At 59.3% G+C, this 12,571-nt stretch carries 11 protein-coding genes and 3 tRNA genes; 4 read left to right on the top strand and 10 right to left on the bottom strand.

The annotated features are described in order from the left end of the window. Positions 1-16: 16 nt before the first annotated feature. From FH975_RS03135 to FH975_RS03180, 10 genes are all read right to left on the bottom strand, one after another. Positions 17-868, bottom strand: coding sequence for a carbohydrate ABC transporter permease (locus tag FH975_RS03135; protein WP_162319977.1), 852 nt, complete (start codon positions 866-868; stop codon positions 17-19). Next, positions 868-1,848: a carbohydrate ABC transporter permease gene (locus FH975_RS03140; RefSeq protein ID WP_162319978.1), complete on the bottom strand. Its 981-nt coding sequence runs from the start codon at positions 1,846-1,848 to the stop codon at positions 868-870. The genes FH975_RS03135 and FH975_RS03140 overlap by 1 nt, the downstream gene beginning before the upstream one ends. Further along, positions 1,845-3,128 carry an extracellular solute-binding protein gene (locus tag FH975_RS03145; RefSeq protein WP_202923008.1) on the bottom strand — a complete coding sequence of 428 codons (1,284 nt, stop codon included), beginning with the start codon at positions 3,126-3,128 and terminating at the stop codon, positions 1,845-1,847. The genes FH975_RS03140 and FH975_RS03145 overlap by 4 nt, the downstream gene beginning before the upstream one ends. 139 nt (positions 3,129-3,267) lie before the next feature. After that, complete coding sequence (gene clpX, locus FH975_RS03150) at positions 3,268-4,560, bottom strand: ATP-dependent Clp protease ATP-binding subunit ClpX (RefSeq protein WP_162319980.1); 1,293 nt, start codon at positions 4,558-4,560, stop codon at positions 3,268-3,270. 114 nt (positions 4,561-4,674) lie between these two features. Beyond that, the gene (locus FH975_RS03155; protein WP_162319981.1) at positions 4,675-5,286 is read right to left on the bottom strand and encodes an ATP-dependent Clp protease proteolytic subunit; all 612 of its coding nucleotides are present in this window, start codon (positions 5,284-5,286) and stop codon (positions 4,675-4,677) included. A 50-nt stretch (positions 5,287-5,336) separates the two neighbouring features. After that, positions 5,337-5,945 carry an ATP-dependent Clp protease proteolytic subunit gene (locus FH975_RS03160; protein ID WP_162319982.1) on the bottom strand — a complete coding sequence of 203 codons (609 nt, stop codon included), beginning with the start codon at positions 5,943-5,945 and terminating at the stop codon, positions 5,337-5,339. Between the two features lie 174 nt (positions 5,946-6,119). Next, the gene (gene tig, locus FH975_RS03165) at positions 6,120-7,529 is read right to left on the bottom strand and encodes a trigger factor (protein WP_162319983.1); all 1,410 of its coding nucleotides are present in this window, start codon (positions 7,527-7,529) and stop codon (positions 6,120-6,122) included. Between the two features lie 133 nt (positions 7,530-7,662). Then, positions 7,663-7,736, bottom strand: a tRNA-Pro gene (locus FH975_RS03170). Between the two features lie 179 nt (positions 7,737-7,915). Beyond that, positions 7,916-7,988: transfer RNA gene (locus FH975_RS03175), tRNA-Lys, on the bottom strand. A gap of 111 nt (positions 7,989-8,099) precedes the next feature. Continuing rightward, the gene (locus tag FH975_RS03180; protein ID WP_162319984.1) at positions 8,100-8,642 is read right to left on the bottom strand and encodes a hypothetical protein; all 543 of its coding nucleotides are present in this window, start codon (positions 8,640-8,642) and stop codon (positions 8,100-8,102) included. Positions 8,643-8,695: 53 nt separating this feature from the next. Here FH975_RS03180 and bcp point away from each other — a divergent pair, with 53 nt between their 5' ends. From bcp to FH975_RS03200, 4 genes are all read left to right on the top strand, one after another. Next, positions 8,696-9,163: a thioredoxin-dependent thiol peroxidase gene (gene bcp / locus FH975_RS03185; protein WP_162319985.1), complete on the top strand. Its 468-nt coding sequence runs from the start codon at positions 8,696-8,698 to the stop codon at positions 9,161-9,163. An 86-nt stretch (positions 9,164-9,249) separates the two neighbouring features. Further along, positions 9,250-9,331: transfer RNA gene (locus FH975_RS03190), tRNA-Leu, on the top strand. Position 9,332: 1 nt separating this feature from the next. After that, positions 9,333-10,982 (top strand): ABC transporter substrate-binding protein, encoded by a 1,650-nt coding sequence (locus FH975_RS03195; RefSeq protein WP_162319986.1) that lies wholly within the window; start codon positions 9,333-9,335, stop codon positions 10,980-10,982. Positions 10,983-11,071: 89 nt separating this feature from the next. Further along, complete coding sequence (locus tag FH975_RS03200) at positions 11,072-12,568, top strand: malate:quinone oxidoreductase (protein WP_162319987.1); 1,497 nt, start codon at positions 11,072-11,074, stop codon at positions 12,566-12,568. Positions 12,569-12,571: the final 3 nt, after the last annotated feature.

The following is a 12,571-nucleotide window of genomic DNA, read 5'->3' on the forward strand; positions in this document are numbered from 1 at the left end:
TTGGCCCTTGACAGCCCTAGCCCTTGACCGCGCCCTGGGTCAGGCCGGAGACGATACGCCGCTGGAACAGCAGCACCAGTATGACGACGGGTATCGTCACCACGATCGCCGCTGCTGAGATCGCGCCGGTAGGTTCTTCGAATTGGCTGGCCCCTTGGAAGAACGCCAAGGCCGCAGGTACCGGCCGTGCAGCCTCGGTTGAGGTCAGCGATATTCCATAGACGAAGTCATTCCATGCGATGAAGAACGCCAGGATAGCGGTGGTGAAAACTCCTGGAGCCGCGAGCGGAATGATGGCTTTGCGGAATGCCTGCCATTGGGTGGCACCGTCAACCTGCGCTGCCTGCTCCAATTCCCAGGGAATCTGCCGGAAGAATGCTGAGAGAGTCCAGATCGAGATCGGCAGAGTCAACGACAGATAGGGGATGATCAGGCCCAACCAGGTGTCATAGAGTCCGATGGTCCGCCACAGGTTGAACAGCGGTGTGACCACCGATATCACCGGGAAGATGGAGACCGCCAGCGCTGCTCCAAGAATGATGCGCTTGCCTGGGAAGTTCAACCGGGCAATGGCGTAAGCACACAGTGTGGCCAGCACTACCGCCACGAACGTGGCGATCAGCGTGATGCCGATGCTGTTGCGCAGAGAGGACAGGAACAGGTCCTGCGCACTGCCGACGAAGATCATCTCGTAGTGCGTGAGGGTCCAATTGGCCGGCCAGAAGGTGGGATTTCCAAGATCTGCCTGAGTCTTGAAACTGTTGGCGAAGATGGCTGCTACGGGGAAGAGCGCATAGAGCAGAACGAGAATCGTCGTCACTGCCCAACCGAGCTTCTGCCGGCCGGTGAGACGCTTGGAGCTTGCCATCACTTCCCCCCATCTTTCTTGCCACTGGATGAGTCAGTACCGCTGGCGAGGTCCACTTTGAAGCCCTTCACGGCGAGCACGCACATCAACAGCACGCAGATGAACAGGACCACGGAGACCGCCGAGCCGAGGCCGATCTCAAGGCGTGAGATCGACTGGTTGTAGGCCAAGAGGGACAGCACTTCAGTGTTGGCATCGCCGCCGGTCATGATGAATACGTTGTCGAATATTCGGAATGCATCGAGCGCCCGGAACAGCACAGCCACCATAATGGCTGCTTTCATGTTGGGAATGATCACGCGAGTGAACTGCTGGACCTTGGTGGCGCCGTCGACCCGGGCTGCCTCGACTAGCTCATCGGGGACCTGCGCCAGACCGGCCAGCAGCAGCAGGGCGATGAAGGGAGTGGTCTTCCAGATCTCTGAGGCCATGATCACGGTGATCGCGGTCCCGAAGTTCGAGAACCAGTCGAGATCGCTGTCAATCCCCGGCACCCAACTGAGCCAGTTGTTAACGAAGCCAGAGTTGATGTCAAACATGTAGTACCAGGCGAAGGCCGAGACCACGGTAATGATTCCGTAGGGCACCAGGATTGCGGTTCTGAGGAGCCCACGCATTGACTTCAACGCCCTATGCATCACTAACGCCAGCGCGAAGCCGAGCACCAACTCCACGGCCACCGTCACCACGGTGATCAGCAGAGTCACCCCGAAGATCCTCCAGAACATCCCATCAGTGAAAAGCAGGAGGTAGTTGTCGAGGAAGACAAACGAGCGCTCATCGGGTGCGGTGAGTCGGAACGAAAAGAGCGAATCGAAGGTTGCTTGGGCGATCGGGTAGGCAGTGACTGCCAGCATGACGAAGAACGCCGGACCTGCCAGCAGCCACCCGAGCCGTATTTCAGCTTTGGTGCGGTCAGACTTTCGCGGGCGTTTGGAGGCTTGGCTCTCTTTGCTGGTGTTCTCGGCGGTGGCAGTCACAGCAGACGCTCCCCTCGCAGGACTTCCATGATGTATGTGTCAGTCTCGGCCGGCGTGGTCTCCTCATCGACGCCGGAGAGCGGGGTGAACCGGCCCTGGATGGATTCGGATATCTCGTTGTAGTAGGGCGTCTGAGGCCGCGGCGCTGCACTGTCGAGTGCTTCACGGATCACATCAGCCATCGGGAAGTCCTCTTCGACACGTGGGTCGTCGAAGGCTGATTCGGAGGAGGGCGGGTTTCCGTTGGTGACGAAGTACTCGGCTTGATTCTCCGGGGTCACGATGCACTCGATCGCCTCGTAGGCAAGCTCTGGATGTTCGGAGTCGGCGCCGACACCGAGGTTGATCCCGCCCAGCGGGTGGGCGGCTGGCGTATCGGGGTCGACTCTTGGGTAGAGCGCCCAACCAATGTCCTCAGGGATATCAGCATCGATGCTGCCTTCTTCAGCTGCTGAATTGGTCGCAGCCCAAACAAATGGCCAGTTGACCATGAAGGAGCCGTTGTCTCGTTGGAAAAGCAGCATGGACTGGTTCTCGTCCATGGAGGCGATACCGGGCCCGCCGAGGCCTTCTTGCCCGATGCGCGAGATGATGCTCGCGGCGTTGGCGCCAGCTTCGGAATCCAGATTGGTTTCGAGCTCTTCGGCGGAAGCTGATGGGTCCACCAGGATGGACTCATCCTGGGACTCTACGAGGGCGTTGACCCAGACCGTCATGGACTCGGCCCGAACGCCTTGAACACCTAAGTACTTATCCTGTTCTTCTGCGGCATCCATAATCTCGTCCCAGGTCACGGGTTCATCCATGTCGAGCCCTGCCGCCTCAGCAACAGATTCGCGGTACCAAAGGATCTGTGTGTTGGCCCAGAATGGGACGGTGACGAGCTCATCGCCCCACATAGCACCGGCCAGCGCCCCGTCCAATGTGTCTTCGGTTGTACGTTCGGCCACATCCTCGGGCACCGGCGCCAGAAAGCCTGGGGTTGCGAGTTCCGGAATGAAAGGTGGATCAATACTCATGATGTCCAGGGACGAGTCCCCGGCAGCGAGCCGGCGCGCCAACTGCTCTCGCTGAGCTGGAGCGTCCATTGGCAGCAGTGAAGTTTGGATACGGTAGGCGCCGTCGGCCTCTTCGGTGCACTGTTCAGCCAACGCTTGCTGGCCGCCATCATCAGGGTTGATATACCAGGTGAGAGTGGTCACCCCATCGTCGTCTCCGCATCCTGCCAAGAGCAGAACGGCAGCGGCGGCAGCCGCACCCGCTGATCGTGCTTTCACCAGTACTACACCTCCTCGTTGAGGTGACACGCGTCACTTTCCTTGGAGTGAACATTAGTACCAGTTGCAGATAAACGGAAGTCCTAGCGGATAACAGTTCCTACTCGAGAGCCACGCCGGCCGCTTGCCGCCCCGCAGGGGTTCAGGCAGATTTCTTGCGGAGCTTTTTCGCCTCGTCACGCGTGGTCAGCAGTGGCTCGGCACCCTCACGCACTACCTCGCCGGTGATGGTGACCGCAGCAATGTCGTCACGGCTGGGCAGGTCGAACATCATTGAGTTGAGCACGTTCTCCAGAATGGAGCGAAGTCCTCGTGCCCCCGTGCCTCGGAGCTGGGCTAGTTCGACGACGGCCTTGATCGCATCGTCGTCGAATTCCAGCTCTACATCATCAATGGCGAACATCTTCTGGTACTGCTTCAACAGCGCGTTCCTGGGCTTGCTGAGAATATCAGTCAGCGCCGCGTCATCCAGTTCCTCCACTGTGGCTACCACTGGGAGTCGGCCGATGAACTCAGGAATCAGGCCGAACTTATGCAGATCCTCAGGCTCAACATCGGCGTAACTGGCATCGCCGGGGACGATGGTGGACAAGGGCGCACCGAAACCTATGCCCTTCCGGCCCGCGCGGGACTCGATGATGTCCTCCAGTCCAGCGAAGGCGCCAGCAACGATGAACAGCACATTCGAGGTGTCGATTTGGATGAACTCTTGCTGCGGGTGCTTCCGTCCACCCTGCGGTGCCACAGATGCTGTGGTGCCCTCCAGAATTTTAAGCAGCGCCTGCTGCACGCCCTCACCGGAGACATCGCGGGTGATTGAGGGATTCTCCGACTTACGGGAAATCTTGTCTATCTCATCGATATAGACAATGCCGTGCTCGGCCTTCTTGACGTCACCATCGGCCGCCTGGATGAGCTTCAGGAGGATGTTCTCCACATCCTCACCCACGTAGCCTGCCTCAGTGAGACTCGTCGCGTCAGCGACGATAAACGGTACCTGAAGCTTCCTGGCCAGGGACTGCGCAAGGTAGGTTTTCCCTGAGCCAGTCGGCCCGACCATGAGGATATTGGACTTGCCAATCTCGACCTCGTCGAAGGGCCCCTTCTCCAGGGAGGTTGTCTTGGATGCTGAGCCGGTGGCTTGGATCCGCTTGTAGTGATTGTGGACTGCTACCGCGAGCGACCGCTTGGCTTTGTCCTGCCCAACCACATACTCGTCAAGGAAGTCCTTGATCTCTTTGGGAGTGGGCAACTCGACTTCAGAAGTCTCTTGGACCTCGTTGAGGTACTCATCAATGATCTCGTTGCACAGCTCGATGCACTCATCACAGATGTACACGCCAGGGCCCGCGATCAGCTTGTACCGCACCTGCTTCTGCGACTTGCCGCAGAAAGAGCACTTCAACAAGTCCGAGCTTTCACCTATTCGGGCCATGTGTAGGCAACCCTCTCACCGTGCAGATCGTTATGGGACTCCCTCAAGCGTACTTCAGACCCCGGACCTCGCCCGAAACCGCCACGGGAGGGTAACCCTAGCGGTGCAGCGACATCAGGCTGGGAGCTTGCGCGAGCTCAGCACTTCGTCGACGAGACCGTACTCCTTAGCACCGGCAGCCGAGAGGAACTTGTCCCGGTCGATGTCTTCCTTGATCTGGTCAGGAGTCTTCTTGGTGTGTTCGGCAAGCACGTCTTCCATCCACGTTCTGATGCGGCGGATCTCATCGGCCTGAATGGCAAGGTCTGTAGCCGTGCCTCTGGCTCCACCCATCGCTGGCTGGTGAATCAGCACACGCGCATTTGGCAGTGCCAACCGCTTTCCGGGTGTTCCAGCGGCCAGCAACACCGCGGCAGCAGAGGCAGCCTGCCCGAGGCAGACCGTCTGTACGTGCGGCCGGATGAACTGCATAGTGTCGTAGATGGCTGTCATCGCGGTGAAGGAACCACCCGGCGAGTTGATGTACAGCGTGATGTCGCGCTCGGAATCCATGGACTCCAGCACAAGCAGCTGGGCCATGATGTCGTCAGCGCTGGCGTCGTCCACCTGTGCGCCCAGGAAGACGATTCGGTCTTCAAAGAGCTTGGCGTAGGGATCTTGGCGCTTGAAACCGTAGGGGGTCCGTTCCTCGAAAGAAGGAAGGATATAGCGTGCTTCAAAATTCATCTCAAAGTCTCCTGTGAAGTCCTGGTGTTCCGCGGCGTCGTCGATAGTCCTCAGACTCCCCCGCCGCCGGAAACGGTCGAGGAGCGCTGGGCAATTTTGTCGAAGAAGCCGTATTCCAGGCCTTCCTCTGCGGTGAACCACTTGTCTCGCGCGTTGTCGTTGAGGATCGTCTCCACGGACTGTCCGGTCTGGTCCGCGGTGAGCTCAGCCATCACCTGCTTCATGTGCTTGATCAGCTCCGCCTGGATACGAACATCCGATTCAGTGCCGCCGATGCCGCCGGAAGGCTGGTGCATCAAAATCCGCGCGTTCGGTGTGGCGAAGCGTTTGCCCGGGGTCCCGGAGGAGAGCAGGAACTGCCCCATGGAAGCGGCGAGGCCTGTAGCCACCGTGACCACATCGTTGGGAATGAACTGCATGGTGTCGTAGATGGCCATACCAGCGGTGACAGATCCGCCGGGTGAGTTGATGTACAGGTAGATGTCCCGCTCGGGGTCCTCCGCGGACAACAGGAGCATCTGGGAGCAGAGGGTGTTGGCGTTGTCGTCACGAACCTCTGATCCCAGCCAGATAATCCGCTCCTTCAGGAGCCGGTTGTAGATGTAGTTCTCTTGCGATGCCGGGTCCACGTTCGAGGCCGTGGGCAGCTGCTCTGACATCAAGTTCCTCCATACGTCTCTGACTGGTTCGGCTACGACATTACTGGAGACCGACGACGTCGACACCGCTTGCGTTGGACTGTTCGCCCATGGCACACGAGAGGTCGGCTCTCCAGAGATGTGAAAGCGCCCCAGTCCGGTCGTGGACGGGGCGCTTTCACAGCGTAGGACGTTCTACTTGCTTTCGGTCTGGTCCTCAGCGGAGTCGGCGGGAGACTCAGTGGCTGGTTCTGACTCGCTCTCAGCCGGGTCGTCTGAAACTGCCTCAGCGGCTTCATCCTCCTGCTCCTCGGCAGGGGTGACGAACTCTGTGAGGTCGACTGTTTTGCCCTCAGTGTCAGTCACTGTGGCCAGTTCCAACACCTTGGCCAGAGCCTTGCGTCGGCGGACTTCACCCATGATCATTGGGACCTGACCTGCCTGGTCCAGCATCTGGGCGAACTGATTCGGCTCCATGCCGTACTGCTGGGCAGTCGCAACGATGTACTCGATGATCTCGCCCTGCTCTACGCCAATCTCTTCCTTCTCGGCGATGAGGTCGAGAACGATCTCATTGCGGAAGGCCTCCGAAGTCTGTTCGCGGATCTCCTCCCGGTGACCTTCAGTATCGTGGGAGTCACCTTCAGAATGGCCCTGCGAGCTGAAGTGCTGGCTGATCTGCTCTTCAACGACCGACTCGGGGACAGGGACCTCGACCAGGCTCATCAGCTTCTCGAGAACCTTATCGCGCGCTTCCACACCCTGCTTTTCCAGAACGGTGGATGCTGCTTTGGACTTCAGGTCCTCTTTGAGCTCATCGATGGTGTCGAATTCGGAGGCCATCTGAGCGAAGTCATCGTCAGCTTCGGGAAGCTCACGTTCCTTCACTGCGGTAAGCGTGACCTTGGCAGTGGCTTCTTCCCCGGAGTGCTCGCCGCCGGCCAGCGTGGTGTTGAAGGTGGCGTCCTCGCCTGCGGAAAGCCCCTCGAGGGCCTCATCGAGGCCATCGAGCATGGTTCCGGCTCCGACCTGGTAGCTCAGGCCCGTGGCGTTGTCGACTTCTTCTTCACCGATGGTCGCTGTGAGATCGATGGTCACAAAGTCGTCGGTAGTTGCTGGACGCTCTACGTCCTTCAGAGTTCCGAAACGTGAACGCAGGGCATCGAGTTCTTCTTGGACGGCTTCATCGTCAGCTTCAACGGCTTCAACCTCAACCTCGAGGCCCGAGTAGTCGGGCAGCTCGATGGTGGGCTTCACATCAAGCTCACCGGAGAACTTCAGCGTTCCCTCGTTCGTCTCAACGTTCGGGATTTCTTCGACCTCTACCTCAGGCCTGGACAAGGGGGTGATCTCAGCCTCGGCGAGCCCTGCCTGGTAGAACTCCTGGAGTCCATCGTTGATCGCCTGCTGGATTACTGCCTCGCGGCCGAAACGCTGGTCGATGATGGGCGCAGGGACCTTGCCCTTACGGAAGCCTGGAATCTGAACCTGGTGAGCGATGCTCTTGTAGGCGGCCTTGATTTTGGGCTCGAGCTCCTCGCCGGACACCTCTACGGTGAGCTTGATTCGAGTCGGGTTCAGTTCTTCGACGGTGCTCTTGACCACGTATGGGCTCCTGTTGCTGCGATTGCAAAACTTGACGTTGTACTCAGGTCAGATGCACCTGCGGTGAAGACCAGGCCTCTGACGCTTTAGGCCGAAGATCACCGCCGCTAGACGCGGGCGACTTCGGACACTGTCGGGATGACAGGATTTGAACCTGCGACCTCTCGCTCCCAAAGCGAGCGCTCTACCAAACTGAACTACATCCCGTGATGACCATGTGGGCCCGGAGTTTCAATATGCACTCCGGGACACGGACCGGTCAACAGTACCGTGTCTTTGCCCTCAGCCGCGAATCCTTCCCCGAACCGGCAGCATTCCAGACATGAAGCAGGAAAGCCGCCGATCGTCACGACCAGCGGCTTTCCTGCTTCATGTTCCTTGTTCCGTGGGCCCCGCGGGACTTGAACCCGCAACCTGCAGATTAAGAGTCTGATGCTCTGCCAGTTGAGCTAGAGGCCCCGAATCACAAGAACAAGGACACAAAGAAAGTCACCCACCCGGTGGGCAACGACACACAACACTAGCACCACTGGCAGATTCGCGCTAATCACCGTCTTGGTGAGTTTCGTCTCAATTCCGTTTGCGTTCGACCACGTCCATGAAGTGGTCCAAGAAGGTGTAGAAGTCCTCCACGTCGAACTGCTGATGCAGCGGGACACCCGGAATCTGCTCAAACGTGACGAGTGTCTGCACATCCAGCTTCACACGGCGACCAGTGGACAAAGCGATCTCCACGGTGGTGTCGTCAGCTGCCATACCCGCCAGGTTGGTCAGGTTCACCAGCACCGGCACTCGCGGGGAGGGGGCAGCGTCGTCATCGTCAGGTGGTAGCAGCGCAGCAGGATCAACGGGGCAGAGCACAAGCTCGGCAGGTTCGCGCCGGTACCCCACAATGAGATGCCTGGCGGACTCGACAGCCTCTTGTGCGGACAGCTCAGCTGCGGGGGCTTTAGTGCTGGAGAGCAGCAATTCTGGGTGCTCCTCCCTCCCGAACACGTTCTCCGCGTAGAGCAGGTTGTAGGAACCGAAGTTCATCACAGAGGCATCAAACACCGCCCGGAATGCTGCAACAAGTTGCTCTTCCTGAGGACTGCGCTCTGTGCGAATCACCATGCCGATAGTCTACGGGGGAGCACAGACTCGTCCCCAGATAGGAGCACTCTTCCATGACTGAACGCCTCTCCCCCGGAGATACCGCACCAGCCTTCACCCTGACCTCAGCTGAAGGTGGCACCGTGTCCCTGGCAGACTTCAGCGGCCAACAGGTGATTATCTATTTCTACCCGAAGGCATCCACGCCCGGGTGCACCACTCAGGCATGCGATTTCAGGGATTCCCTGGAGTCGCTGAACGCGGCCGGTTACCAGGTACTGGGTGTTTCCCCGGATCCGGTCTCCGATCTGAAACGCTTTGCGGACGAGGAAGGCCTCAGCTTCCCGCTCCTCTCAGACGAAGACCATGCCGTGGCTGAGGCCTACGGTGCTTGGGGGGAAAAGAAGAACTACGGCAAGCTGTACGAAGGGCTCATTCGATCCACCGTGGTGGTTGACGCCGACGGAGCGGTCACACTCGCGCAGTACAACGTTAAGGCGACCGGTCATGTGGCACGCCTGCGCAAGGAGCTCGCCGCTTAGGCAAACCAAGAACACGGCCATCCAGCACGGGCTGTACACTAGTGTGCTGCTGTGGCGTGCGTGGTGTGCACGCTGGGCAGCGCCTCGCGCGAGTGGCGGAATTGGTAGACGCGCTGGATTTAGGTTCCAGTGTCTTATGACGTGGGGGTTCAAGTCCCCCCTCGCGCACGTGAACTCACTTTCCCGGCTATCTCGGCGCCGGTTTCTCGGCGCTACGTCGGCGGCGGGTGCAGTTGCCGCACTTCACACAGCGTCAAGTGAAGTTCCGGAAGAAGTATCCGAAGACGCAGCAGACACTGACAACGGCTCGATTACGATCGCTGGCATTCACCGGCCACAGTCACTGGACCCGGGTCTGGCGACTGATGCGGAGACCGAGCGGATCGTCCGTCAAATTTACGAACCGCTGGTGGGTATCGATCAGAACACTGGTTCCTTCGAGCCCTTGCTCGCCGAAGAGTGGGACTCCAGCGACGATGAGCTGACCTACACGTTCACTCTGCGCCGTGATGTCCTCTTCCACGATGGATCGCAGTTGACCGCCGATGTGGTTGTCGAGAATTTCCAGCGATGGGGGCGGTTGGATTATCTCTATGGCTTCGGCAACATCAGCCAGTCGACGCCACTGGCGTTCCCTACCGTATTCGGCGGCTACTTCGACAGCGAGGAGTGTGTGCTGGAGTCGGTGGAGGCAGAAGATGACCGCACTGTGGTCCTCACCCTGTCTGAGCCGGTGGTGTACCTTCTGCAGGCGCTGACTCTGCCTGCGTTCGGCATCGCTTCTGCTGAGGTGCTGGTGGACAGCGACCCCGGCCTGGTCTCGCGAACCCCTATGGGCACGGGACCCTACCAGCTGGTCGAAACCGAGTCAGAGGACGCATCCCGACTGACACTCCAAGTGTTCAACGATTATTGGGAGGCCATCGAAGGCCCGTCTGAAGTGGTTGTTCGCCCTCTGCCGCGCACATTTGACCGACTCCGGGAGCTTCAGCGCGGGCAGGCTGACGTTTATGACCTGATTACCGCCGATAATCTGCGATCGCTCGTTCAGTCGGGTCGGATGATTCTTCAACGCGATCCGTTCTCTGTGCTGTACCTGGGTTTCAATCTCGATCACCCGGTGATGTCTGACATCGGCATTCGGGAGGCGGCGGCCCGCGCAGTGAACCGCCCACAACTGGTGGACAGATTGTTCTTGGAGGGGTCTAGGCCGGCATACGAGTTCACCCCGGCCGCGCTGTCGGTCCACTCCGATACCGCACAGCAGTACGCCTACAGTCTCTCCGATGCCCAGGAGCTGCTGGAAGATTCAGACTACGACGGCGAGCCGCTGGAGTTCTTCTACCCGATCAACACAACCCGCAGCTACCTACCCCAACCTGAGGCCGTCTTCGCGGCGATCGCGGCGGACCTCACCGCAGCCGGCTTCCGCATCCGGCCCAGACCTGTGCGATGGGGTGATGGCTACGTGGACCAGGTGATGAGTGACTCGTCACGGGCTCTGCATCTGTTGGGACGCAACGGCGGGTTCCGGTCCCCGCACGCGTTTCTCTCCCCGTTGTTCGGCCAGCCGAGTCGGGAATTCAACTTTCACGACGAGAACCTCGTGGAACTTCTGAATGAAGCGCGCGCAGAATCTGACGAAGAAACACGCACGGAAATCTATCGCGAAGCTGCTGACCGTATCCAGGAACAGTTGCCCGCCTTACCTTTGGCATATCCCATTTCCGGACTGGCCATGAACGCCCGCGTGGCGGACTACCCGATGTCACCGGTACTCAATGAACGTTTCGCGGAGATCCGCCTGACCGGTACGTGATGTGCGAAACACAATTTCTTGCCGCGCAGAGCCGGCGGTAAAGTCATGGGAGATCAGTTGCACCGCCTGCCACTAGAGGAGCCCCTGCCGTGAGCGAGTCATCGTCGACCCACTCCACCCAGCGATTCGATGTGATTCTCATCGGTGGTGGCATCATGTCCACCACGCTCGGAGCCATCCTGAAGGAACTTCAGCCAGAGTGGAACATCGCCCTGTTCGAAAAACTCGACGGAGTAGGCCAAGAGTCTTCGGACCCTTGGAACAACGCTGGAACCGGCCACACGGCTTACTGCGAACTCAATTACACTCCGCGCGGCACAGATGGGGCGATCTCCACTGACAAGGCGTGCGGCATCGCAGATCAGTTCCATGTCTCACGTCAGCTGTGGTCGCACTGGGTTAAGGAAGGTGTGCTGGGCTCGCCCCGCACATTCATCAACGCACTGCCGCACATCAGCTTTGTCTGGGGGGAGAAGAACTCCCAGTATCTGCGTGATCGTTACCAGGCCATGCGCGCTGAACCACTCTTCTCCCATATTGAACACACTGAAGATCCAGACACAATCGGCCGTTGGGCACCACTTCTGACCCGCGGGCGCAGTGTGGGCACACCCGTCGCCGCCTCGAGGTTCCAAGACGGAACTGATGTGGACTTCGGTTCCATCTCCCGCCAACTGGCTGGTCACTTGGACGCACAGGGTGTCGAGCTGCGTTACGGCCATGAGGTCTCAGGCTTGTCGCGAGGCAGCGACGGTCGCTGGGAGATGAAAGTGAAGAATACCGGCAGCGGAGAGAAGATCTCGGCCAGCGCACGCTTCGTCTTTGTCGGTGCTGGCGGGGGGGCGCTCAGCCTCCTGCAGGCCAGCGGCATCGAAGAGATCAAAGGTTTCGGCGGCTTCCCCGTCTCTGGACAATTTCTCCGCACCACAGAGTCGGCCATCACGCAGGAGCATCACGCCAAAGTGTATGGACTCGCTTCCGTCGGTGCTCCTCCCATGTCGGTCCCGCACCTAGACACCCGTTTCGTCGAAGGACGACGCTCGCTCATGTTCGGCCCCTTCGCAGGGTTCTCCACCAACTTCCTAAAATCCGGCTCGTACTTCGACCTGCCATTCTCCGTGCGGCGTCATAACCTGGTGCCGATGCTCCAAGTAGGAGCTGCGAACACTTCCCTAGTGACGTACCTGATGAAGGAAGTCGCGAAGACTCACAAGAAGAAGGTGGAAGCTCTTCGGGATTTCTATCCACAAGCCCACCAGGACCAGTGGGAACTGATCACCGCTGGCCAGCGGGTCCAGGTCATGAAGAAGAATGACGCCGGCAAGGGCGTCCTGCAGTTCGGCACCGAACTGATCGCTTCAGCCGATGGCTCGATCGCTGGTCTCCTCGGCGCCTCGCCTGGTGCGTCGACTGCCCCCAGCATCATGTTCAGATTGCTGGAACGCTGTTTCCCGGGCCAGATCGACGCGTGGAAACCACGGCTGGAGAACATGGTGCCTTCGTACGGTCGGCTGTTGAATGAGGACCCGCAGCTGCTGAACGAAGTGAGCAGGTCTACGGCCGAGACCCTCCAGCTGGATCCCTAGGAG

Source organism: Nesterenkonia haasae (assembly GCF_010119385.1).
GTDB lineage: Bacteria > Actinomycetota > Actinomycetes > Actinomycetales > Micrococcaceae > Nesterenkonia > Nesterenkonia haasae.